This is a genomic window from Streptomyces sp. NPDC059895, assembly GCF_042731035.1.
Taxonomy (GTDB): Bacteria; Actinomycetota; Actinomycetes; order Streptomycetales; family Streptomycetaceae; genus Streptomyces.
This window is the reverse complement of record NZ_JBHWKO010000023.1, coordinates 1-21,618: the sequence shown is the minus strand read 5'-3', so window position 1 is coordinate 21,618 and position 21,618 is coordinate 1. Positions and strand designations below refer to the sequence as shown.

Annotated in this window: 22 protein-coding genes and 2 pseudogenes; 13 read left to right on the top strand and 11 right to left on the bottom strand. The window is 70.5% G+C overall.

Annotated features, from left to right (window positions below; translation table 11 throughout):
- The first annotated feature begins 186 nt into the window (after positions 1 to 186).
- The 3 genes and pseudogenes from ACFV9M_RS24625 to ACFV9M_RS24615 all read left to right on the top strand — a co-directional run bounded on the left by ACFV9M_RS24625 (position 187) and on the right by ACFV9M_RS24615 (position 1,708).
- Complete coding sequence (locus ACFV9M_RS24625) at positions 187 to 390, top strand: hypothetical protein (RefSeq protein WP_385076902.1); 204 nt, start codon at positions 187 to 189, stop codon at positions 388 to 390.
- A 153-nt stretch (positions 391 to 543) separates the two neighbouring features.
- Positions 544 to 1,311, top strand: a complete 768-nt coding sequence (locus ACFV9M_RS24620) for an SDR family NAD(P)-dependent oxidoreductase (protein ID WP_385076899.1) — start codon at positions 544 to 546, stop codon at positions 1,309 to 1,311.
- A gap of 26 nt (positions 1,312 to 1,337) precedes the next feature.
- Positions 1,338 to 1,708 (top strand): annotated as a pseudogene (locus tag ACFV9M_RS24615) (MerR family transcriptional regulator).
- A gap of 358 nt (positions 1,709 to 2,066) precedes the next feature.
- Here the strand turns inward: ACFV9M_RS24615 and ACFV9M_RS24610 are convergent.
- Positions 2,067 to 2,327, bottom strand: coding sequence for a hypothetical protein (locus tag ACFV9M_RS24610; protein WP_385076898.1), 261 nt, complete (start codon positions 2,325 to 2,327; stop codon positions 2,067 to 2,069).
- On the bottom strand, positions 2,324 to 2,776 hold the full coding sequence (locus ACFV9M_RS24605; protein ID WP_385076915.1) for a Gfo/Idh/MocA family oxidoreductase: 453 nt from the start codon (positions 2,774 to 2,776) through the stop codon (positions 2,324 to 2,326). Before ACFV9M_RS24605 ends, ACFV9M_RS24610 begins: the two co-directional genes overlap by 4 nt.
- A gap of 147 nt (positions 2,777 to 2,923) precedes the next feature.
- Here ACFV9M_RS24605 and ACFV9M_RS24600 point away from each other — a divergent pair, with 147 nt between their 5' ends.
- Together ACFV9M_RS24600 and ACFV9M_RS24595 are read left to right on the top strand one after the other, a co-directional pair.
- On the top strand, positions 2,924 to 3,415 hold the full coding sequence (locus tag ACFV9M_RS24600; RefSeq protein WP_385076920.1) for a hypothetical protein: 492 nt from the start codon (positions 2,924 to 2,926) through the stop codon (positions 3,413 to 3,415).
- Between the two features lie 168 nt (positions 3,416 to 3,583).
- A complete protein-coding gene (locus tag ACFV9M_RS24595; protein WP_385076896.1) occupies positions 3,584 to 4,021 on the top strand; it encodes a hypothetical protein in 438 nt (145 codons plus the stop codon).
- Here the strand turns inward: ACFV9M_RS24595 and ACFV9M_RS24590 are convergent.
- The 3 genes from ACFV9M_RS24590 to ACFV9M_RS24580 all read right to left on the bottom strand — a co-directional run bounded on the left by ACFV9M_RS24590 (position 3,999) and on the right by ACFV9M_RS24580 (position 5,980).
- A complete protein-coding gene (locus ACFV9M_RS24590) occupies positions 3,999 to 4,649 on the bottom strand; it encodes a haloacid dehalogenase-like hydrolase (protein ID WP_385076893.1) in 651 nt (216 codons plus the stop codon). The two genes, ACFV9M_RS24595 and ACFV9M_RS24590, sit on opposite strands and share 23 nt — an antisense overlap.
- Positions 4,646 to 5,035, bottom strand: a complete 390-nt coding sequence (locus tag ACFV9M_RS24585; RefSeq protein ID WP_385076892.1) for a RidA family protein — start codon at positions 5,033 to 5,035, stop codon at positions 4,646 to 4,648. Before ACFV9M_RS24585 ends, ACFV9M_RS24590 begins: the two co-directional genes overlap by 4 nt.
- 183 nt (positions 5,036 to 5,218) lie before the next feature.
- Complete coding sequence (locus tag ACFV9M_RS24580) at positions 5,219 to 5,980, bottom strand: DeoR/GlpR family DNA-binding transcription regulator (protein WP_385076889.1); 762 nt, start codon at positions 5,978 to 5,980, stop codon at positions 5,219 to 5,221.
- Positions 5,981 to 6,331: 351 nt separating this feature from the next.
- Between ACFV9M_RS24580 and ACFV9M_RS24575 the strand changes: the two genes are divergently transcribed.
- Genes ACFV9M_RS24575 through ACFV9M_RS24560 form a run of 4 tightly spaced genes read left to right on the top strand, consistent with a single transcriptional unit; the run spans position 6,332 to position 11,983 of the window.
- The gene (locus tag ACFV9M_RS24575) at positions 6,332 to 7,873 is read left to right on the top strand and encodes an APC family permease (protein ID WP_385076887.1); all 1,542 of its coding nucleotides are present in this window, start codon (positions 6,332 to 6,334) and stop codon (positions 7,871 to 7,873) included.
- On the top strand, positions 7,870 to 9,303 hold the full coding sequence (locus ACFV9M_RS24570; protein WP_385076884.1) for an FGGY family carbohydrate kinase: 1,434 nt from the start codon (positions 7,870 to 7,872) through the stop codon (positions 9,301 to 9,303). The genes ACFV9M_RS24575 and ACFV9M_RS24570 overlap by 4 nt, the downstream gene beginning before the upstream one ends.
- Entirely contained in the window at positions 9,300 to 10,736 is a 1,437-nt protein-coding gene (locus ACFV9M_RS24565; RefSeq protein ID WP_385076882.1) for an NAD(P)/FAD-dependent oxidoreductase, read from the top strand. Before ACFV9M_RS24570 ends, ACFV9M_RS24565 begins: the two co-directional genes overlap by 4 nt.
- On the top strand, positions 10,733 to 11,983 hold the full coding sequence (locus ACFV9M_RS24560; RefSeq protein WP_385076879.1) for an NAD(P)/FAD-dependent oxidoreductase: 1,251 nt from the start codon (positions 10,733 to 10,735) through the stop codon (positions 11,981 to 11,983). Before ACFV9M_RS24565 ends, ACFV9M_RS24560 begins: the two co-directional genes overlap by 4 nt.
- An 80-nt stretch (positions 11,984 to 12,063) precedes the next feature.
- Here ACFV9M_RS24560 and ACFV9M_RS24555 read toward each other — a convergent pair whose 3' ends face one another.
- Complete coding sequence (locus ACFV9M_RS24555; protein WP_385076877.1) at positions 12,064 to 12,456, bottom strand: MerR family transcriptional regulator; 393 nt, start codon at positions 12,454 to 12,456, stop codon at positions 12,064 to 12,066.
- Between the two features lie 82 nt (positions 12,457 to 12,538).
- Between ACFV9M_RS24555 and ACFV9M_RS24550 the strand changes: the two genes are divergently transcribed.
- Complete coding sequence (locus tag ACFV9M_RS24550; RefSeq protein ID WP_385076874.1) at positions 12,539 to 13,195, top strand: SDR family NAD(P)-dependent oxidoreductase; 657 nt, start codon at positions 12,539 to 12,541, stop codon at positions 13,193 to 13,195.
- Between the two features lie 211 nt (positions 13,196 to 13,406).
- Here ACFV9M_RS24550 and ACFV9M_RS24545 read toward each other — a convergent pair.
- A pseudogene (locus tag ACFV9M_RS24545) lies at positions 13,407 to 13,526 on the bottom strand (LacI family DNA-binding transcriptional regulator); the annotation flags it as partial.
- A 43-nt stretch (positions 13,527 to 13,569) separates the two neighbouring features.
- Positions 13,570 to 14,580, bottom strand: coding sequence for a LacI family DNA-binding transcriptional regulator (locus tag ACFV9M_RS24540; RefSeq protein ID WP_385076871.1), 1,011 nt, complete (start codon positions 14,578 to 14,580; stop codon positions 13,570 to 13,572).
- Between the two features lie 271 nt (positions 14,581 to 14,851).
- Here ACFV9M_RS24540 and ACFV9M_RS24535 point away from each other — a divergent pair, with 271 nt between their 5' ends.
- The 3 genes from ACFV9M_RS24535 (at position 14,852) to ACFV9M_RS24525 (ending at position 19,082) form a co-directional block, all read left to right on the top strand.
- Positions 14,852 to 16,036, top strand: coding sequence for an ABC transporter substrate-binding protein (locus tag ACFV9M_RS24535; RefSeq protein WP_385076869.1), 1,185 nt, complete (start codon positions 14,852 to 14,854; stop codon positions 16,034 to 16,036).
- Between the two features lie 88 nt (positions 16,037 to 16,124).
- On the top strand, positions 16,125 to 16,397 hold the full coding sequence (locus ACFV9M_RS24530; protein WP_385076866.1) for a hypothetical protein: 273 nt from the start codon (positions 16,125 to 16,127) through the stop codon (positions 16,395 to 16,397).
- Between the two features lie 324 nt (positions 16,398 to 16,721).
- Positions 16,722 to 19,082, top strand: coding sequence for a glycoside hydrolase family 3 protein (locus ACFV9M_RS24525; RefSeq protein WP_385076863.1), 2,361 nt, complete (start codon positions 16,722 to 16,724; stop codon positions 19,080 to 19,082).
- Positions 19,083 to 19,158: 76 nt separating this feature from the next.
- Here the strand turns inward: ACFV9M_RS24525 and ACFV9M_RS24520 are convergent, their stop codons facing one another.
- From ACFV9M_RS24520 to ACFV9M_RS24510, 3 genes are all read right to left on the bottom strand, one after another.
- Positions 19,159 to 19,752 carry an RICIN domain-containing protein gene (locus tag ACFV9M_RS24520; RefSeq protein WP_385076860.1) on the bottom strand — a complete coding sequence of 198 codons (594 nt, stop codon included), beginning with the start codon at positions 19,750 to 19,752 and terminating at the stop codon, positions 19,159 to 19,161.
- Positions 19,753 to 19,776: 24 nt separating this feature from the next.
- Positions 19,777 to 20,217 carry a hypothetical protein gene (locus ACFV9M_RS24515; protein ID WP_385076857.1) on the bottom strand — a complete coding sequence of 147 codons (441 nt, stop codon included), beginning with the start codon at positions 20,215 to 20,217 and terminating at the stop codon, positions 19,777 to 19,779.
- A 167-nt stretch (positions 20,218 to 20,384) separates the two neighbouring features.
- Positions 20,385 to 21,209, bottom strand: a complete 825-nt coding sequence (locus ACFV9M_RS24510; RefSeq protein ID WP_385076854.1) for a lipase family alpha/beta hydrolase — start codon at positions 21,207 to 21,209, stop codon at positions 20,385 to 20,387.
- Positions 21,210 to 21,618 lie beyond the last annotated feature (409 nt).

Sequence of the window (21,618 nt, the reverse complement as noted above, 5' to 3'; positions counted from 1 at the left end):
GAGCTGCCGTGCCGCTCCGGGCTTCGCGTCTGATGCGAGATTCTCGCGCCGGATGCGATCTACGGAGCGTGATGAATTGGACGGCGGATCACCAGGCTCAGCACCCACGACGTCCAGCACGAGGACGGCAATGTCCTCGTCCGGCTCGGCGACCCACCGTCGTCCGTTCCCGCCCCGTTCGACGGCATGCTGCTGGACTACCTGGGCCAGCGGCCGAACACCAAGACCGCGGCCAACCCCGGTGCCCGATGGCTCTTCCCCGGCCGCCGGGCCGGGCAGCCCATGACCCCGGAAGCCATGGCACCTCGGCTCCGCCAACTGGGCTTCCCGACCCGGCCAGGACGCACAGTGGCGATCCGCCAACTCGTCCTCCAGGCCCGGCCCCGGTGATCGCCCGGATGCTCGGCTACAACGACGACCACACCACCCGGATCGCCGAAGAGGCCGGAGGAGCTTGGCGTCACTATGCCCCCGGTGACCACCGGCGGTGACTATCACCCGTCAGGCGCTGCTTGACCTTGACGCTGGCGGCAAGGTTGCACGATGACCGGCATGAACAGCACCGCACCGCAGAGCAGCAGGATCGTCGCCGTCACCGGAGCCGGCACCGGGATCGGCCGGGCCACCGCCCGCGCCTTCGCCGCTGAGGGCGCCCACGTGGTCGCGATCGGGCGGCGGGCCGAGCCGCTCCTGGAGACCGCTGCCGAGAACGACCGGATCACAGCGCTGACCGCCGACATCACCGCCGAGGGCGAGCCCTCTCGGATTCTTCAGGCCGTGCTGGAGCGGCATGGCCGGCTGGACGTGCTGGTCAACAACGCAGGCATTGTGCGCAGCGGCGCCCTCGGCACGCTGACGCCTGAGATGATCACAGCCCAGCTTGCCACCAACCTCGTCGCCCCCATCCTGCTGGCTCAGGCCGCGCTGCCACTCCTGGAGGCGTCGGGCGGGGTGATCGTCAATGTCAGTACGTCGGTGGGGCAGCGGGCCTGGCCCGGCAGCTCGGTCTATGCGGCTACCAAGACCGCTCTGGAGCTGCTGACCCGCAGCTGGGCGGTCGAGCTGGCACCCCGCGGGGTCCGGGTGGTGGCGGTCGCCCCCGGCGCGATCGACACCCCCATCGGCGAGCACCAGGGCCTGACGCCGGAGCGGATGGCCGCAGTGCGGGAGTGGCAGCTGGCGCACACCCCACTGGCCCGGATCGGTCGCCCTGAGGAGGTGGCCTGGGCGATCACCCAGCTTGCCGCACCGGCCGCGTCGTTCGTCACCGGAGTGATACTCCCAGTCGACGGCGGAGCAGTCGTGGCGTGATAGGAGTGGCCCGGGAGGTGGGACGGGTGCGGATCGGTGAGCTGCCACGGCGACTGGAACGACCGCTCGTGCGCTGCGGCACTACGAGCAGGCCGGACTAATCTCTTCCGAACGGGCCTCCAACGGCTACCGCGTCTACGACGAGCGGGCGGTGGTGCGGGTCCGCAACATCCGCCACCTGCTGGCCGCCGGGCTCACCCTGGACGACGTGCGGGTGTTCCTGCCCTGTCTGGATGGCGATGTGGCCGCCGCACCACCCTCGGACCAAGGCCTGCGGGTCGCGCTGGAACGGCTGGCGGTCCTCAACGAACGGATCGCCGCCCAGACCGAGGCCCGCGACCGGCTGGAAGCCGCGTTGCGACAGGCAACCGGTGGCCGGATCCGCCCAGTGGCCTGAATGCCCGTCTCGTCGCAGAAGCCGGAGGAACCTGGAGTCGCTCCGCTCCCCACGGCCACTCAGGGTGAACACGAGCCCTCACCGGCTAAGGAATACGCGACTCTCGAATACGCGAGGTCGCCAGTGCGCTACCCGCTCAAGCCCGTTCCGTCCGCCACCGGTGAGCGACCGCTCCTTCCTGGCCGTCACCTGCCCCGCAGCCGTCCGTCCTCAAGGAGCCGCCGCGAACACGAAGCGCCGTGCATTCGTCATCGCCGGTCTCTCGCCGGCCGGCCACGCCGCGGCGCCGGCACCGTCAGCAGGAACACAACCCCGCCATGGAGGACTGACTGCCACCGCGCCGGCGGCGGCATCGTCGTCATTGCGCCGGGAGCGTCCCGCGACGAGGACGGCGGCCGGTTTCCGTGCCGTGGGTGTGCACCAACCGCCCGGTGCGCAGGCTCTCGTTGATGGCGACACCGACGGCGACGCTGTGCAGCCCGTCCTCGTAGCCGGCTCGCCTCCGGAGCGGGTCCTGGCCCGCTCCGCGGAACACGTCCACGAGCGGCAGACCGTCACCGCCGCCGTGTCCTCCGCCGTAGCCCTCCCACGGGCTGTGGGCGGTCAGGGAGTAGGTCATGGAGCAGCCGCCGCGGTAGCCGACGAGGACGCTGAGGGTGTCCTCGATGTCGATGCCCTGGTCGAAGACGTCGCGGTCACGCAGGTATCCGTCCTCCGCTTCGGCGTCCAGGTAGAGGCCGCGCCGTCGCCGGACATGTCGAACCCGTAGGGGTCGTCCGCGGCGGCGTCCCGGCCCAGGGACGGGCGCGGGCCTGGCAGGCGGCCGGCGCCCTGGTCGCCGTAGAAGCGCAGGCCGCCCAGGGCCTGGACCGTGGTCGGGGTGTCGTCGAGCCACCAGTTGACCAGGTCGAAGTGGTGTGTCGCCTTGTGCACGGCGAGCCCTCCGGACGAGGTCTTCTCGCGATGCCAGCGGCGGAAGTAGTCCGCCCCGTGCACGGTGTCCAGGAGCCACTCGAAGTGTACGGACAGCACCTTCCCGACCGCGCCGTCCGCGATGACCTTCTTCAGGGCCGAGTTCCGCGGTGCGTAACGGTAGTTGAAGGTGACGGTGAGCTGGGCCTCCGATGCGGCCGCCCCCGCCTCGATGGTGCGCAGTCCCGCCTCGTCGGTGACGCCGGACCGGACCTCGCGGCCGGCACGGAGTACCGCTGGACCGTGCGGACGTGGGACCGCGAGGGTGCCGTCTCCCCGTACGCGCGCCCCGCCTCGTTCACCACCGGCCTCGGTGACGGGGACTGGTCCGGCGCCCAGTGGATCCGCAGGACCACGAGCGGCAACGACGCGAGCAACGAGTGGACCGCGGCCCGCAAGGTCATGCGCGTGGCCGGCCACAGCAGGGTCACCGGGGCGCGGGTCTACGTCGCGGCCATGGGCGACTGGCAGGTGAACGTGGCCGGCCGGGTGGTCCAGCGCAGTTCCTCGTACGAGTACGCGGGCGAGGGCTTCTACGACGTGGCCGAGCTGAGCGGCGTGAAGGCCGGCCAGGAGCTGCCGATCGGCGTGCTCACCCACGGACGTACGCCCTCGCGGTGCACGAGCCGGCGACCGAGCGGGACAAGGCCCACTGGAACAACGCGCTGTACGACCGCATCGACCGGACGGGCAACGCACACACCCCCGTCTTCCCCGACCGGCGATGCGACGTGACGGCGGCCACGTACCGCCCGCTGGTACGGCGGATCACGGAGACCTACGCGACGGGCAACGAGGCCGGCCGTCCCTCGGCCACGAACTCCCCCCTGCAACTCGGTCTTCCACACCAGCAGTACGCTGTCGGCCGCGTTCGCGAAGAACAAGAACATCCGCGACCTCGTCGTGGAGAACGTCGACTACGTCGACCCCGCCACCGGGGCCACCACCCGTTACGACACGACGCCTCTCACCCCGGAGAACCGGACCCGGGCCGAGTGGGACGACGGCACGACGGTGCACCTGGCGGAAGCCGGCACCGCACACGTCACCACCGTCCCTGGCGCCACCTTCCGGGTAGCCGGCCAGGTGAACCTGTCCACCGCCCCGGACTTCCCCGCACAGGGCACCGTCCGCCTCTTCGTCGACCGCGACACCACGGCGATACCCGTACGGGTCCGGGCGGACGGCAGCTTCCTCAGCGACCCCGTCACCCTGGACGACGACCAGAGCTGGTACCGGGACCGGCACTACATCGCGGTCAACCTCTACCAGGGCATCGACATCAACACGGTGGTCCATCACGTCCGTGTGCGGCACGTCAGTTCCAGCGCTCGTGGCTGATGCGCCTGGCCACGGACGTGAGTCTCCTGACCGAGCGACGGCCGGCGTTGACCGTGACGGTCCGGTCCGCGATCCGGGCGAGCGGGGCGTCGCTGGCCGAGTCGGTGTAGAGGACGGCGTCCTCGGGGCGGAAGCCGAGGTCGCGGACCGCGGCGACCTTGGCCTCGCCCACGTTGTGAGCGGCGAGACCTGGCCCCCGCGGGGCGAAGTGGAGCCGAGAGGCGACCAGGGGAACGCCGTGCAGTCCGACACCGTCGAGGAAGGCTCGCGCGAGAGTCTCCTCCGAAGCCGTCGCCACGACCGTCGGACCCTGGAGACGGGCCAGCCGGCACCGGGCGACCGCCTGCCCCACCGCCGTCCGGTCCGCCATGGACCGCCCCGTGGTGACCGCGAGCGTCTCGTAGGCGCCGCGGGTCATCCCGCGCAGGGCCAGGGACACGATCGCGCGGTTCACGGCCGGCCTCAGCGCGCCGTCCGGGGGAGCCGCCAGGGAGAGCAGGAAGGGCGCGAGCACGGCGGCGTAGAGGTGGGGGCGGGCCGCCAGACGGGTGCTGACCAGGAAACCCATGGTGTCTTCCCTGGTCAGCACCCCGTCCAGGTCGAAGATCGAGACCTGGTGTCCGGTCACGCCGGCAGCACCGCGTCGGCCTCCACCTCGACGAGAAGGTCCCCGGCGGCCAGAGCACCGACCTCCACGACGGCGGTGACGGGGCGGATGTCCCCGAAGATCTCCCCGTGCACGGCTCCCACGGCGTCGAAGTCGGCGATGTCGGTGAGGTAGACGCGGGTGCGGACGACGTCGGCGAACCCGGCACCCGCCTCCTCGAGGGCCTTCTCGATGCGGGAGTAGATCTCGCGGGCCTGAGCGGCCGCGTCGTCGCCTCCGACGGCACCGTCGGCCGATCCGGCCGTGGTGCCCGCGACGAAGACCTGGTTGCCGACACGGACCGCACGGGAGTAGCCGAGGACGGGTTCACGGGAGGAACCGGACGAGATGTTCTGGCGCTGGGACATGCTTCTCCTTGGTGCTGGAGCGCGGGCCGCCGAACGAGGGCGGACGAACGCGTGAAGAGGGGGAGGGGAAGACCGTTCGACGGTCGCGCGGGTCGTGCCCGGGTCACCAGGGCGTACCGGACCTGCGTTGACTGAGATTGTGGATTGGTGACCGAATTCCGTCAAGTGCCGGTCGTCGACCGGTCAGGCCACGAGGACGGTGCCCCCGGAGCGGCTGATGGCGCCACGCAGATCCTGCGGGCACGACTGATCCGTGAGCAGGGTGTCGAATCCGCTGAGGTCGCAGACGCGGTGTGCGGCGGTACGCCCGAACTTGCTGGAGTCGGCCAGTACGTAGCGGTGCGAGGCGTTGGCCAGCATGGCTCGCTTGGTCGCGACTTCGTCGAGGTGGAAGTCGGTGAGGCCGTAGGGGGCGATGCCGCCGGACCCCACGAAGACGGCGTCGGCCCGCAGGTCCGCGAAGAAGTCCACCGCTCGCGCGTTGGAGCAGGCCAGGTCGCCCGCTCGCAGCCGCCCTCCGCTGACCAGGACCTCCACGCGGGGGCGGGTGCTCACCTCGGCGGCGACGAGCAGGGACGGTGTGGCGATGACACCGGCGTGGTCGGCGGGCAGGGCGCGCGCCACTTCGAGTGCCGTGGTGCCGACGTCGATGACGACGGTCTGGCCGGGCACGATGAGTGTGGCGGCGAGCCGGCCGATGGCCTGCTTCTCCTCGGCCATCGCGCCGCTGCGTTCGCTGAAGGGCGCCTCTTCGCCCACCGGGGCCTCGGGGACGGTCGCCCCGCCGTGTACGCGGGTCAGCTTGCCGCGCTGTTCCAGCTGGGCGAGATCCCTGCGGACGGTCTCGTGGGAGACGCTCAGCAGCGTGGTGAGGTCGTCCGTGGTGATGAACTTGAGCCGGGCGAGCTCGGCGACGATCCTGCGGTGCCGCTCAACGGGGAGCACGGCACACCCCCTCATTGGTGACTGTTCTTGTGGATCTGTGACTGCATCGTAAGGGCAGTGGCCTCTCGCGGCCCCTCTCGCCCGTAGGGACGCCGACCTCGCCGCGCTCTCCTGTGCTCCCCTCGTGTGTTAACGGGGTGTTTTCGCATGTTTCAGCGGTGTGGCGGCAGTGCGAAGTCTTGACGGGGCGCGGGCATCGGTCCACACTCTCAGTAATTCACGGTCAAGAACCCATAGAAACGGTCAGTGGTGGGCGTCCCACCCTCCGGCGGTTCACCTCTTCCTTTCTCGTCCATCTCGTCCATTGCCCCCCGCTGCCTGGGCGGGCACCCTGAGGCAGGGAAGCAAGTCATGGCACAAGCAGAGAACGGCCCCCAGGGGGCCGGAGCGGTCGGACGGACCGGCACGGAGTCCGACAGCCGTCCGGAGATGGCGCGGGAACTGGGCTGGTACGCGTCGTTCTCCGTCGCCTTCGGGTTCGTGTCCATCGCGACCGGCATCTTCACCACGTACGGCGCGGTGCTCACCACCTCGGGGCCGCGCGGCATCTGGGCCTGGCCGATCTCGGTGATCGGCCAGCTGTCCATCGCCCTCGTCTTCGGGGCCCTCGCGGCCCGCATCCCGATCAGCGGCTACTCCTATCAGTGGGTGTCACGGATCGTCGGCCCCGTGTGGGGCTGGATCATGGGATGGATCTCGTTCGCGTTCCTGGGCGTGGTCGTCGTCGCGGTGGACTACACCATCGCTTCCACCATCCTCCCGGAGCTGTTCCGCTACGTCGGCACCCCGCAGAACGCCTGGATCATCACGGCCGGTGTGGTCCTGCTCCAGGCACTGCTGGTGGCTCTCTCCACCCGGACCACGCACCGGGTCAACAACGCGGCCGTGACGATGCAGCTCATCGGCATGATCGCCCTGACCGCGCTCCTGTTCGCGGTCGGCGCGTTCACCGGAAAGCTGGACTTCGCCCACCTCTTCGAGACCGGAACCGTGCCGGCGAGCGGCTACTACGGGCTGGGCGGCGCCACCGAGGCGGGCCCGTTCGCCCTGGCGTTCCTGCTGGGCGCCTTCACCATCGTCGGCTTCGAGTCCGCGGCGAACCTGGCCGAGGAGACCAAGGACCCTGCCCGTGTCATCCCCAAGGCGATGGTCCAGGCGGTGCTCTCCCTGGGCGTGCTCGGCTTCCTGTTCCTGATCGCGGTCACCGCCGCGGCCGGCCGCATCGACGGCGTCGGCACATCGGCCACCCCCGTGGCCACCGTGATCACCGCCGTGCTCGGATCGGTCGTCGGGAAGATCCTGCTGGTTCTGGTCGTGATCTCGATCTTCTCCTGCGGGCTGGTGATCACCCTCAGCGGCACCCGCCTCGTCTACGCGATGTCCCGCGACGAACGCTTCCCCGGCTGGCGCCTGCTCCAGCGCATCGACCGGCGCACCGCGACGCCCCTGAACGCCACCGTCTTCATGATGCTGATCGCGCAGATCGTCCTCGCGGTCTTCTCCCGCTCCACGGACGCCCTGTTCCAACTGTTCTCCGCCGCCACCCTGCTGCCCGCGATCATCTATGCCGGCACCGTGGCGATGTACGCGGCGAAGCGCCACTCCCTGCCGCCGTCGAAGGGCTTCTCCCTGGGCCGCTGGGAGGTTCCGGTCCTCGTCCTGGCCGCCGTGTGGCTGGTCTACGAACTCCTCATCTTCCGGGACGCCTCCTTCCGCGCCCCCTGGATCTACGTCATGGTGCTGTGCGGGATCGGCGCCGTCCACCTCGCCGCTCTGCTCATCCGCCGGGGCCGCGCCGGGCTGACGATGCCCGACATGGCCGATGTCGACCGTGCCCTGGACACCGCCGGAACGGCGCCCGACGGGGCCGCAGCCGAAAGGACCTCCCCATGACCGCGATCCTCGCCATCGACCAGGGCACCTCGGGCACCAAGGCCATCGTCGTCGACGCCGACGAGGGAACCGTCGCCATCGCCGAGGAGACCGTCCGCCCCACCTACCTGCCCGGCGGCGGCGTCGAACAGAACCCCCGCGAACTGCTCGACTCCGTCCTGACCGCCGGCCGCCGCGCGATGAGCACGGCCGGCCGCCCGATCGCCGCCGTGGCCCTGGCCAACCAGGGAGAGACCGTCCTGGCCTGGGACCTGGCCACCGGGACCCCGTTGTCCCCGGCGATCGTCTGGCAGGACCGGCGCGCGGAGAGCGTCTGCGACGAGCTGGCCGACCGCTCCGCCGCCCTCGCCGCACGCACCGGGCTCGTCCTCGACCCGTACTTCTCCGCGCCCAAGATGGCCTGGCTGCGCCGGAACCTCACGCGCGAAGGTGTGGTGACCACCACCGACACCTGGCTGGTGCACCACCTGACGGGCGAGTTCGTCACGGACGCCTCCACCGCCAGCCGCTCCCTCGTCTTCGATCTGGACAGCGCCTCCTGGGACGGCGAACTCGCCGACTGGTTCGGGCTCGGCACCGAACGCATGCCCCGCATCGCCGCCTCCGACGAAGTCGTGGGAACCACCCGGGCCTTCGGCCCAGAGGTGCCGGTGGCCGGACTGATCGTCGACCAGCAGGCCGCCCTGGTCGCGGAAGCGTGCCTGGAGCAGGGGACCGCCAAGTGCACCTACGGCACCGGTGCGTTCCTGCTGGCGAACACCGGCCTGAACGCCGTGCGTTCCAGCGCCGGCCTCACCACGTCGGTGGCCTGGCAGGCCGAGGGAGAGACCCTGTACTGCGTGGACGGCCAGGTCTACACCGTCGCCTCCGCCGTGCGATGGCTCCAGGACCTCGGCCTCGTCCGGTCCGCGACCGAGATCGACCAACTCGTCGCGGCGGACAGCGAAGGCGTCCTGTGCGTGCCGGCCTTCGCCGGTCTCGCCGCCCCCTGGTGGAGACCGGACGCCACCGCCTCCTTCACCGGCATGACGCTGTCCACCCGGCGCGAACACCTCGTCCTCGCCCTGCTGCAGGGCATCGCGGCACAGGTCACCGAGCTGGCCGCCCTGGTGGGCCGCGACCTCGGCCGGCCCCTGACCCGGCTGCGCGCCGACGGCGGTCTGACCAACTCGGCCGCCCTCATGCAGGCCCAGGCCGACATCGCCCAGCTCCCCGTCGACATCTACCCCAGCGCCCACGCCACCCCTCTCGGCGCCGCCGCCCTCGCACGGTGCGCGCTCGACCCGGCGCTCAGTCTCAAGGAAGCCGTCGGAGACTGGGCACCGAGCACCGTGTACGAACCCCGCTGGTCCGCCGACCGGGCCCAGGAATTCCGCACCACATGGGCGCAGGCCGCCACGGCCCGCGCCGCCAAGGGAGATCACACATGACCGCCACCCCCCACCGTCCGGACGACGGCGTCTTCGACGTCGCGGTGATCGGAGGAGGCATCGTCGGCGCGGCGATCGCGCGCGAACTGTCCGGCCACGACGTCTCGGTGGCGCTGCTCGAAGCCCGCGACGACGTGGGCGACGGCACCAGCAAAGCCAACACCGCGATCCTGCACACCGGCTTCGACGCCAAGCCCGGCACCCTCGAATCCCGCCTGGTCGCCCGGGGATACCACCTGCTGAGCGCCTACGCCGAAGCCACCGGCATCCCCGTCGAGCACACCGGTGCCGTGCTGGTGGCCTGGAACCGGGAAGAACTCGACGCACTGCCCGGCCTGAAGGAGAAGGCCGAGGCCAACGGCTACGAGCACTGCCGGATCATCGGCGCGGACGAGGTCTACCAGAGCCTTCCCGACCTCGGCGACGGAGCCCTCGGCGGACTCACCGTCCCGGACGAGTCCATCATCTGCACCTGGACGACCAATCTCGCCCTGGCCACCGACGCCCAGCAGCGCGGCACCACGATCCTGCTCCAGCACGCTGTGACCGCCGTCGACCCCGGCGACGAGGTGACCACCCTGCACACCGGGCAGGGTGAGGTGCGGGCCCGCTGGGTCGTCAACGCCGCCGGCCTCGGCGCCGACCACATCGACCGGCTCTTCGGCCACGACCGCTTCACCGTCACCCCCCGCCGCGGCGAACTGTTCGTCTTCGACAAGCTGGCGCGCCCGATGGTCGACAAGATCGTCCTGCCCGTGCCCTCCTCCCGCGGCAAGGGCGTACTGATCTCACCGACCATCTACGGCAACGTCATGCTCGGCCCCACCGCCGAGGACCTCACCGACCGTACGGACACAGCGACGTCGGAGGACGGCTACGACTTCCTCCTCACCAAGGGCGAACGCCTCATGCCGCGCCTGCTCGCCGAGGAAGTCACCGCGAGCTACGCCGGACTGCGCGCCGCGATCGACCACCCCGACTACCTCATCGAGGCCACCCCCGAGCAGCGCTACCTCCTCGTCGGCGGCATCCGCTCCACCGGCCTGACCGCCGGAATCGCCATCGCCGAACACGTCCGCGGCCTCCTGGAGAAGGCCGGGCTGACCCTGCGCGGCCGCAGCGACCTGCCCGATCCGCCGCGGATGCCGAACATCGGCGAAGCCGCCACCCGCCCCTACCAGGACGCCGAACGCATCGCCGCGGACCCCGCCTACGGCACCGTCGTCTGCTTCTGCGAACGGGTCACCGAAGGCGAGATCCGCGACGCCTGCCACGCGCCGGTGCCCGCCCGCACCCTGGAAGGACTGCGCCGCCGCACCCGGGCGATGAACGGCCGCTGCCAGGGCTTCTTCTGCGGCGCGGCCGTAGCGGCCCTGCGCACCCGGCACCACACCCACGACGGCTGCAGCAGCCAGCACAAGGACGACCGATGACCTACCAGCTGTCCCTGATCAAGCCCGATGTCCTCGTCGTCGGAGGCGGCCCCGCAGGCCTCACCGCGGCCGCCGAACTCGCCGACCGCCGCGCCGGGCACATCCTCGTCGTCGACCGCGAGCACACGGCCGGCGGCATCCCCCGGCACAGCGACCACACCGGATACGGCCTGCGCGACCTGCGCCGAGTCATGTCCGGCCCCGCCTACGCCCGCCACCTCGTCGACCGCGCCACGCGGGCCGGAGCCGAGATCCGCACGAACACCATGGTCACCGGCTGGTCCGACGAGCACACCCTCGACGTCACCAGCCCCGACGGCCGCCACCGGATCCGTCCCCGGGCCATCGTGCTGGCCACCGGCGCACGCGAGCGGCCCCGCACCGCACGCCGCATCCCCGGCGACCGCCCGCACGGCGTCTACACCACCGGACAGCTCCAGAACCTCGTCCACCTCCACCACCAGCCCGTCGGCGAACGAGCCGTCGTCGTCGGCGGCGAACTGGTCAGCTGGTCCGCGGCCCTCACCCTGCGCGAGGCGGGCTGCACCCCCGCCCTCATGATCAGCCAGTACCCGAAGGCGGAGTCCTACGGCGCCTTCAACGCGGCCGGCCGCACCGTACTGCGCGTCCCCGTCGCCACCCGCAGCCGCGTCACCCGGATCATCGGCAAGGGCCGCTGCCAGGCCGTGGAGATCGAGCACCTCGACACCGGCCGGCGCACCACCGTCGAATGCGACACCGTCGTCTTCACCGGGGACTGGATCCCCGACCACGAACTCGCCCGCGCCGCCGGCATCGCTCTCGACGAGGGCACCCTCGGCCCCGTCACCGACACCGCACTGCGCACCAGCCGCCCCGGAGTCTTCGCCGCCGGCAACATGCTCCACCCCGTCGACACCGCCGACGTCGCCGCACTCGACGGCAAGCACGTCGCCCAGCAGGTCATCGACCACCTGCACGGACGGCAGCGGCCGACCGCGGGCGTCCGCCTGACCGCCGGCACGCCCTTCCGCTGGATCGCCCCGCAGATCCTGCGCCCCGACGACCCGGCACCGGCCCGCGGCCGACTCCTGCTGTGGTCCGACGAGTTCGTCCGCTTCCCCAAGGTGACCGTCCGCCAGGACGGACGCGTCATCACCCGCCGCACCCTCGCCTGGCCCGCAGCCCCCGGCCGCGTCTTCCGCATCCCCTCCACCGTCCTCGACGGAATCTCACACACCGGGGGCCCCGTCCACATCAGCCTCTAGCGAACGACCGGCACCAGGTGGACGGGTTATGCCCCGTCCACCCTCGGCCCGGGCGGGTGGGGACCCGGCCGTCCGCCGCTTCACGGCCACCCGCGCTCGCGGGACGGACCTTCCCCGTCCCGGGGCGCCGTGTCGAGAACGGCGTCCAGTATGCGCCGGGAACTCTCGAGTCGGGTGATCGCCTCGGTGATGCGGGTGTGTTCGCGCCGCAACTCCCCGACGAAGGTCGGACAGCCGGATGGCACCCTCAGCTCCTCCTTGTCGCGCACACAGTGCACGACCTTGGCGATGACCGCGGTGGAGAGCCCGGCGGCGAGCATGGCCCGGATGTGCTGCACCGTTGCGACGTCCGCCTCGACGTACTCACGGTAGCCGTTGTCCGACCGGGCCGGCCTGAGCAGACCCTGCTCCTCGTAGTAGCGCAACAGCCTCCTGCTCACCCCGGTTTCGTGGGCCAGGTCGCCGATTCGCATCCAGCCTTCTCCTTGACCTTCACATAGATGTGACGCCTTAACGTCCGCAGTATCGCTGATCGTGACGTGAAGGAGACGGATCATGCCAGGTGCAGTGATCATCGGTGCGGGACCGGGAATCGGGCAGGCGGTCGCCCGTCGGTTCGCCAGGGAGGGTCTGCCGATCACGCTGATCGCCAGGGGCGGGCAGACGCTGCGCGCCGTGGCGGGCGCGGTCGCTCCCCACGGCGTTCCGATCGTCACGGTGCAGGCCGACAGTACCGACCGGGCCGAGTTGGACGCGGCCCTGGGCCGGGCCGTCGACGAGCACGGCGTGCCGGAGGTCGCCGTGTACAACGCCGCGCTCGTCCGCGCGGACGAGCTGGGTGAGCTCTCGGTACGCGATCACATGGACGCGTGGGCGGTCAACGTGGTCGGCGCGCTCAATGCCGCGGCACGCCTCGCGCCGGCGATGGCGGCGCGCGGGAGTGGAACGTTCCTTGTCACGGGCGGCATGCCCGAGCCCAAGCCGCGGTACGTGAGCCTCTCCTTGGGCAAGGCGGGCGTCCGCACCCTGGTGGCGCTGCTCGACCAGCAGTACGGCTCCTCCGGAGTGCACGTGGCGAGCGTCACCGTGGATGGCCCGGTCGCCCCGGGCACCGACTTCGACCCCGACGACATCGCCGACCACTACTGGCGGCTGCACACGCAGCCGCGCCACCTGTGGGACCGCGAGGCGCTGCACACCAGCCGCTCCTGACGGCGCGCGGCGACGGCTTCGCCAGCGCCTCTTCCATGGCATCGCGTGCGCTGTTGCACACGAGGATGCCCAGGCCCGCGCCGCGTGCCTGCTCCTCCGCGCCGCGGACCAGTGCCGTGTAGAACGGATTCGCGAGGTCCGGGACGAGGACGGCGATGAGGCGGGAGGAGCCGCCGCGCATCCTGCGCGCGCTGTCGCTGCGTATGTAACCGAGCCGGTCGATGACCGATTCGATGCGGGCGCGGGTGGAGGGGGCGACGAGGTGGGGGCGGTTGAGCACGTTGGACACCGTGCCGAGAGAAACGCCGGCCTCTCGTGCCACATCCGTCATACCGACTCTGGGCCTCCCGGGTTCCACGTGCGCCCCTCCTCGACTAGGCGCTGGGTGCCGACGTGCTGCGGCGTACGACCAGACGCGGAGTCATCGTGGTCTGCACGGCGTGTTCCCGGCGGCCCTCGACGCGCTCGATCAGCAGGCGGGCGGCCGTGCTGCCCATGTCGTGTCCGGCCTGATCGACGCTCGTGAGCTGGACGGTGGCGAGGTCGGCGAGGGCGGTGTTGTTGTAGCCGACGACGGAGACGTCCTCGGGAACCCTCAGCCCCAGTTCGTGAGCCGCCCGCCAGACGCCGAGTGCGGCGACGTCCGCGCCCGCCATGACGGCGGTGGGCCGGTCCTCGCCGGTCAGCAGGCTCATGCCGGCTTTGTAGCCGCCCTCGTCGGAGTAGGCGGCACGGCAGACCCGGGTCTCGTCGCCGAGGCCGTGGCGGCTCATGGCCTCCGTGTAGCCGTGGGTCAGGACGATCTCCGGAGTGCGCGTCCATCCGCTGGAGCGGGTGCCGGGAGCGGAGACGAGTGTGATGTCGCGGTGGCCCAGGGAGACCAGGTGATCCACGATCAGGCTGGCTCCCGTGCCGTCCGCGTCGACGACCGAGTCATGGAGGTCGGAGCGGTCATGGTGGCCGATCACGACGGTGGGCGTGGTCTCGGCCATGGCGAGGATCTCGGCGCGCGACGTACCGGGGGCGATGAGGATCAACCCGTCCATCTGGCGGTCGACCATGGACTGGATGGTCCTGCTCTGGGCGTCCGCCCCGAACCCGGCGGCGCCGACCAGCACGGTGTACTCGCTGTTGTGCAGCTCGTCACGGATGCCGTCGAGGATGTCGGCGAAGAACGTGTTGCGGATGTTGTCCAGCAGGACACCGATCGTGTAGGTCCGGCCGCGCATGCCGCGCGCCGCGGCGTGCGGCCGGTAGCCGAGCTCGGCCATCGCGTCGCGGACCTTCTCCTGCATCGCGGCGCTGACCCCGTAGGCGTTGCGCATGACCTTGGAGACCGCGGCCGTCGACACGCCCGCGTGCCGCGCGACGTCGGTGATCGTCACACGTTTCCTGCGCTGTGAGCCCTGCTGCATGCGACGTGCCCCCTGAACCTCTCCTGGATACAACGGTCTACACGATACGAGCCCTGACTCGCTAGATGTTGTCGGTCTTTCCACGATGTTACGTACCGGTGTCTTGACCGGAGTCGAAGCTGCGTGCACTGTGGTGCGCACTTCGGCTTAGAGAACGTTATACAAAACTCTCTCTCCTTTCCGATTTCCTCCGCAGGCCTTCGCCGTGCGCCTTTGTTCAACGATGACAGGGAGCCATGCTGTGATCACCGACTTCTCCGCCGCCGGAAAGGCCCGCCTCGCCGGTATGACCGCGAGCGCCGCCGCCATGGTCGTCCTCGTCTCCGCGTGCGGAGGGACCGGAGGCGGCTCGACCTCCGCGGCCGAGGACTTCAGCTACCTGAGCGTCACCGAGAACACCACCGTCAAGAGCGCCCTGACCACTCTCTCCAAGGGCGCGTGCAAGACCGCGAACGAGGCCCAGCCACTGAAGGTGGAGACCGTTCCGCAGGCGAGCCTGGACCAGAAGCTGCAACTGCTGGCCGGTCAGGACGCGTTGCCCGTGCAGTTCGCCGCGGGCAACGCGCCGTCGCTCACGCAGCAGCTGTACACGTCGGGCAAGGTGGCCGACCTGGAGAAGGAGCTCACGGAGCTGGGCGTCTACGACCAGCTGGAACCCGCCGCGGTGTCCACCATCAAGGCGCTGTACGGCGGCAAGGTCGAGGTTCTGCCGTACGAGTACAACATCGAGGGCATCTTCTACAACAAGAAGGTCTTCAGCGACAACGGCATCGCCGTGCCCGGCACCTGGGACGCACTCGTGGCCGCCGCGGCGAAGCTGGAGGCCAAGGGCATCCAGCCGTTCTCCGCCTCCGGCCAGCAGGGCTGGCCGCTGACCCGTCTCCTCAGCGGCTACCTCTACCGCAGCCTGGGCGCCGACGCACTGCGGAAGGTGGCCGACGGCACGGCGAAGCTGACCGACCCCGCGTACGTCAAGGCCGCCGAGGAGATCGCCGGCCTCGGCTCGAAGGGCTACTTCGGCAAGGGCGTCGGCTCCATGCCCTTCCCCGCCGTCACCGGCGGCAAGGGCGCGATCGACCAGTACCCCTCCAACGTCGGCCTCGGCATCGCCCTCGGTGCCCGCTCCTTCGACGACAAGACCGGCGACTGGGTCTCCTGCATCGCCAAGAACTACGGCACCACCGCACTGAAGGACCACGGCTCCATCTCCGGCTTCAAGGTCAACACCGAGGTCGAGGACGCCAACGACGTCACCCAGGTCCGCGACACCATCAGTTCCTCCCAGCAGAACGTGCTCTGGTTCGAGGCCCTCTTCAGCACCAAGGCCACCACCGTGAGCCAGACCAACGCGGCCGGCCTGGTCAGCGGCAGCGTCAGCCCGGAGAAGTTCATGCAGACCGTCCAGGACGCACTGTCCACCAAGTGACGCGGCCGGCCGCTCCGGGGCCGTCCCCGAGCAGCCACCGCATGTCCGCCATGAAGACCTCCGGTTCTCCCGGCGGCGGAGGACACGTGTGCCCTCCGCCGGCACCGGCCGACGGCCGCGACGCCGCCGCCCGGGCCGCGCCCGGGTGAGGATCGTCGTCGCTCCGCTGCTCGTCGTCGAGGGCCAGGACCTGCGCACCCTCCAGGTCGGTCTGCCCAACTTCACCGGCGACTTCGGGGCCACCCAGTACGGCCCGCTGTCCGCGGCGATCCGTATCGACGTCTTCGGCACTCTCGTGCTCCACCTCTTCCTCGACCGCAAGGTCATGAAGGGCCTGACCTCCGGTGCCGTCAAGGGCTGACACCCCGCTCCGGCCGCGAACAGACCGGCCGCAGTCCGCCCCGCTCCCCAACGCCGCACGCCGAGACCGGCGGCCACCGCGCACCACCCCGTGAGCAGCACCCGCGTAGACATCGAGGAGGATGTGACGTGACCCGTCCCACCGGAATGACCCGGCGGCAAGCCGTCGCCGTGTCCGTAGCCGCTCTGGGAGGAGCCGCGGTCGTGACCGCCGGACTTCCCACCGCCGCAGCGGCCGCCCCCCGGGGCAGCGACCTCGGCCGACGAGCCCTGGCGTGACAGGAAGAAGTCACCCGCACGCCGAGCCGAAGCACTGCTCGGCGCCATGACCTTCGACGAGCAGGTCACCCTGGTCACCGCCGTCGAGGTCGCGGACTCCAAGCCGCTGGAACACCTCGGCATCCCGGCGATGACCCGCGTGGACGCCTCCGACGGACTGCGCGGCGACACCGGCGTGACCGCCTTCCCCGCCGCCAACGCCCTGGCCGCCACCTTCAACACAGCACTCGCGGAGCAGTACGGCACCGCGATAGGCAAGGAAGCCCGCGCCAAGGGCTGGAACATTCTGCTCGGCCCCACCGTCGACATCCTGCGCAACGCCCGCTACGGCCGCCAGGCCGAGTCCTACAGTGAAGACCCCCTCGTCAGCGGGCTGATCGGAGCCGCCGTCACCAAGGGTTTCCAGAAGAACGACACCATCGCGCAGATCAAGCACTTCTCCGTCTACAACCAGGAAGAAGGCCGCCTGACCCTCGACGTGGTCGTCTCCGAGCGCGCGCTGCGCGAGGTGTACTACCCGGCCTTCGAGCACACGGTCCGCGACGGCGGCGCCCTGTCGATGATGGGCGCCTACCCGAAGATCAACGGCGTTTTCGCCTGCCAGAACAGCCACATCATCGACGCGCTCAAGACCGATCTGGGCTTCAAGGGCTACCTCGGCACCGACTTCTACCCGCACGCGGACCGCGTGGAGTGCGTCAACGCCGGCGTGGACTCCACCGCCCTGATGCCCGACATGCCCAGGAGCGCCTTCACCGACGGCCGCATCCCGAAGGACCGCACCCGGGACGCCGCCCGCCGCATCCTGTACGCGCTGTTCGCGTCCGGAGCCTACGACAACCCCCTGCCGTCCGCACCCGCCGACGTCGTGACCACCGCCGCCCACCAGGACCTCGCGCTGACCACCGGCGAGGAGGCTACGGTCCTGCTCAAGAACCAGGGAGGCGTGCTGCCGCTGTCGAAGCGGACGACCGTCGCGGTCATCGGCCCGGCCGGAAAGGACACCATCACCGGTGTGGAGGGCTCCTCCTGGGTCGACCCCGGCGACTACACCACGGCCCTGGAGGCGATCACCGCCAAGGCCGGCGCGTCACGCGTCCTGTTCTCCCAGGGCAGCCTCGGCGACGACACCCTGACCACCGTCCCCGCCGACGTGCTCGCCACGTCCGACGGGCGGCAGGGGCTGCACGCGGAGTTCTTCGCGGGCGAGGACCTCGCCGGCACACCCCTGACCACGACGACCGTGTCGACCATCGACTTCCGCGGCGGCAACCCGGTCGGGGGACTGCCCGCCCAGTGGTCGGCCCGCTGGACCGGGCGGATCACGCCGTCCGCCACCGGCCTGGTGCGTTTCGCCGTGCTGCTGTCCGGCGCGGTCAAGGTCGTCGTCGACGGCAGGACCGTCATCGAGGACTCCCGTTACGGCTGGGACTCCTTCATCGGGCCCCGGCAGTGGCCGATCGGCGGGGTGAGCGGACTGACCGGCGGCAAGGCCGTCGACATCACCGTGGAGTACAGCACGAAGGACGTCGGCTACAGCGGTGTCGGTCTGGTGCTCGGCTGGCAGCCCGAGTCCCTGATCCCCGCCGCCGTCGCCACCGCCGAGAAGGCCGACGTCGCGGTGGTGTTCGTCAACAACTACAGCGGTGAGGGTCTCGACCGTGCGGACCTGGCCCTGCCCGGCGACCAGAACCAGCTGATCGAAGCCGTCGCCGCGGCCAACCCCGACACCATCGTCGTCCTCAACACCTCCGGCCCCATGCTCATGCCGTGGCTGAGCCGGGTGAAGGGAGTCCTCCAGGCCTGGTACCAGGGCGCCGCCACCGGCACCAGCATCGCCAACATCCTCTACGGCGACGCCGAACCCGGCGGCCGCCTGCCGATGACCTTCCCCGCGACCGAGGACCAGGGCCCCACCCAGTACACCGGCGGCAAGAACGACGCGGCCAACGGCACCATCGTCTACGACGAGGGCATCTACGTCGGCTACAAGTGGTACGACAAGCACCACGCCACGCCGCTCTTCCCCTTCGGGTGCGGCCTGTCCTACACCTCCTTCAGCCACGACAAGGCGCGCGTCACCGGCCGCGGCAGCGCGGACGCCGCGGCCGAGGTCAGCGTCGAGGTGCACAACACCGGCCGGCGCACGGGATCCGATGTGGTCCAGGTCTACATCGGGCACCTGCCCACCGAGGTCGACACCCCGGCCAGGACACTCGCCGGGTTCACCAAGGTCACCCTCGAACCGGGGCAGCGTCGCAAGGTGACCGTCACCGTCAGCCGACGCATCCTGTCCTACTGGGACGAGTCCACGAACGGGTGGGTGACACCGGCCGGCAAGGTCCCGGTCTACGTGGGCCGATCGGCCACCGACGTCGAGTACGCCGGCACCATCACCGTGCACTGACCGGCAGAGGTACCCCCTTCCGTCCGAAGGGGGTACCTGCGGCCGGGGGCCCCGGCCTTCCGGTCGGGGCCGTGCGTCATCCGGGCACGAGTGCCCAGGACTGCTGGTCGTTGACGAACGAAGCGGAGGTGCCGGCCAGTTGGCGTGCGTCGGCGGAGCCGCCGTAGACGTCGAACGTCGACTGCAAGGCCGTACCCCGCGCCTTGTCGATCAGCCGGTAGTAGCCGTCGGCGGTCTTCTCGATCTTCCACAGCTGGTCGTCGGAGCCGGTGGCCGAGGACACCTTGATCTTGTGGTTGCCGCTGCCCGACGGATAGGCGTCGGACGTCGTCGTGAGGCGCAGACCCGGATTGCCGACGTTGGTGACGGCGTAGTAGCCACCGCCGGCGTCCGTGGTGCTCCAGCGTTGCTGGTCCCAGCCCCACGAGGTGGGGGTGACGACCGCATGGAGGGCGCTGGAGCCGTCGATGCCTCCGCTGCCGGCGAGGAAGACACTGACCATGTCGTGCAGCGCGACGCCGGTGCGGTCCGGTGCCTCGGTCGCCCGGTCGGCGTGGACGGGCTGGTTCTGGTTGCAGTAGGAGTACACGCCCAGGCCACAGGCCTGATGGCCGGTGACGGAGGTACCCACCTTGTACGAGGCGTAGCCGTCGGTGGTCGTCGTGCTCATCCAGGCGGCCTGCGACGGCGGGTCCTAGGGCGTCTCGCTCTGGTAGAACACGGTTCGGCCGTCCTGCCCGTTCCAGACGACCTGGTGCTGCTGATAGTGCTCGACGAAGAGGCCCAGTGCCGTGACGTGATCGCCGTTGACGGTGACACCGGTTGCCGCGGTGTTCGATGTCCGTCCCGCTCCGGCGCCGTGGTCCGCGCGCCAGGCCCAGATGTGGTCGAGGAGTACGTCGTTGCTGTCGACCAGCAGGCTGTTGGTGGCCTTGCCCGCGGTCGCGCCGCCGATGCGGAAGTACACATCCTGCACGGAGGTGGGGTTCGCCGCGTGCCGGACGGAGGTCCTGGCGGCCGACCCGATCCTGATCAGATTGGCGGAGTCGGCGGCACCGGCGTCGACGAGGAGGCCGGCGACGCGTACCCCGTCGACGTCCGCGACCTGCACGGCGGCGTTGCCGGCTGTGGGCACGAGCGTAGGGAAGCCCAGCCCCAGGACCACGGTCCCGGCCCGGGACACGTTCAGGGGAACCGGTCGGCCGCGGCGCGGTGGCCGGGGCCGTGTCCGGAGTGCGGGCGAGGCCCCGCAGCATGCGCCGCGAGGCCTCGTTACCCGTTCCGTGCGACCTGCGGGTGAGGTCAGCGAGTGCCCTTGTCGGCCTTCTCGATCAGGCGCGTCACCGTGCCGGGAGCGTTCAGCATCACGTCGTGCGACGCGTTGACCTCCTCGGTCCTGGAACCGGCGCGTTCGGCCATGAAGCGCTCCAGGTCGGCGCCGATGGAGTTGTCCTGACGTGCCACCAGGTACCAGGACGGCAGCTTCTTCCAGGCCGGGTCCTTGGTCTCACCGTTCAGCGCGGCGGCCGTGACCGGTCGCTGCGACGCGGCCAGGACCGCGGCGGTGGCGGGGGAGACCGTGTCGCTCAGGAAGGTGCTGCGGTACTTGGCCGGATCGAGGTACAGGTCCACACCGGTGGACCCGTCGGCGGCGGGGAAGGGGGCCGGCTGGACCGGCAGCGGGTCGATGGGGTGTTCCACCTTCCGCGCGGACAGTTCCGCCGGGCTCTCCCCCGCGTCCGGCACGAACGCGGCCACGTAGACCAGGGCCTTGACGTCCGGGTCGCCGGCGGCGGCGTTCGTGATCACGGCGCCGCCGTAGGAGTGGCCCACCAGGATGATGGGGCCCTCGGTGCCGGCCAGGACGCTGGAGATGTAGGCGGCGTCACCGGCCAGGTCCCGCAACGGAACGGCCGGCGCCTTCACCGGGTAGCCGTCGGCCTGCAGACGCTTGACGACCCCCTTCCAACTGGACGCGTCCGCGAAGGCACCGTGCACCAGCACGACGGTGGGCTTGGGGGCGGTGGACCTCGTGGAGTGGGAGCCGGGCTCGGCACTCGCCAGGGGGGTGAACATCGTCCCGAAGGCGACGCCCGCCGCCACGAGCGTGGCCAGCGAGGTGTTCATAACTCGACGTGAAGGCACGACAGTCTCCAAGTGGTGTATGCGCCGGGCGGCGCCACGGGGTGGCGCGGATGTTTCCCGTGCTGGATGCGGACCGCTGCGGCCGGCTTTCGCGCCGCCGCTCGGCTTCCTCCTCAGAGTGCTTCGTGCGGTCACCTGTCGGCTTCCGTTGTTTGACTGCTTCCGGGGCGGAGCCGGTGTTCTGGGTCGTCCAGCGGTACGGACGCGATGACGCATGGAGCACCGTGAGGAGTCTTCGGAACCAGGGGGCGAGCAGTGCGGGGAGTCCTCACGGAGGTCCCTCAGAAGCGCCCTAATACTGCAACCGCATCTGGCGTGACGGGGTGTATCAGGTGGTCGTTGATACGACTGTGTGCTGACGCGTTGACGATGGAGCAGGTCGAGTCGTGGT

What these genes read in the sequence shown, in the direction of transcription:
- ACFV9M_RS24625 (WP_385076902.1), top strand. Translation starts at nt 187, where the DNA reads ATGCTGCTGGACTACCTGGGCCAGCGGCCGAACACCAAGACCGCGGCC.
- ACFV9M_RS24620 (WP_385076899.1), top strand. Translation starts at nt 544, where the DNA reads ATGACCGGCATGAACAGCACCGCACCGCAGAGCAGCAGGATCGTCGCC.
- ACFV9M_RS24610 (WP_385076898.1), bottom strand. Translation starts at nt 2,327, where the DNA reads ATGACCTACTCCCTGACCGCCCACAGCCCGTGGGAGGGCTACGGCGGA.
- ACFV9M_RS24585 (WP_385076892.1), bottom strand. Translation starts at nt 5,035, where the DNA reads ATGTCCCAGCGCCAGAACATCTCGTCCGGTTCCTCCCGTGAACCCGTC.
- ACFV9M_RS24575 (WP_385076887.1), top strand. Translation starts at nt 6,332, where the DNA reads ATGGCACAAGCAGAGAACGGCCCCCAGGGGGCCGGAGCGGTCGGACGG.
- ACFV9M_RS24570 (WP_385076884.1), top strand. Translation starts at nt 7,870, where the DNA reads ATGACCGCGATCCTCGCCATCGACCAGGGCACCTCGGGCACCAAGGCC.
- ACFV9M_RS24565 (WP_385076882.1), top strand. Translation starts at nt 9,300, where the DNA reads ATGACCGCCACCCCCCACCGTCCGGACGACGGCGTCTTCGACGTCGCG.
- ACFV9M_RS24560 (WP_385076879.1), top strand. Translation starts at nt 10,733, where the DNA reads ATGACCTACCAGCTGTCCCTGATCAAGCCCGATGTCCTCGTCGTCGGA.
- ACFV9M_RS24555 (WP_385076877.1), bottom strand. Translation starts at nt 12,456, where the DNA reads ATGCGAATCGGCGACCTGGCCCACGAAACCGGGGTGAGCAGGAGGCTG.
- ACFV9M_RS24550 (WP_385076874.1), top strand. Translation starts at nt 12,539, where the DNA reads ATGCCAGGTGCAGTGATCATCGGTGCGGGACCGGGAATCGGGCAGGCG.
- ACFV9M_RS24525 (WP_385076863.1), top strand. Translation starts at nt 16,722, where the DNA reads ATGACCTTCGACGAGCAGGTCACCCTGGTCACCGCCGTCGAGGTCGCG.
- ACFV9M_RS24520 (WP_385076860.1), bottom strand. Translation starts at nt 19,752, where the DNA reads ATGAGCACGACGACCACCGACGGCTACGCCTCGTACAAGGTGGGTACC.
- ACFV9M_RS24510 (WP_385076854.1), bottom strand. Translation starts at nt 21,209, where the DNA reads ATGAACACCTCGCTGGCCACGCTCGTGGCGGCGGGCGTCGCCTTCGGG.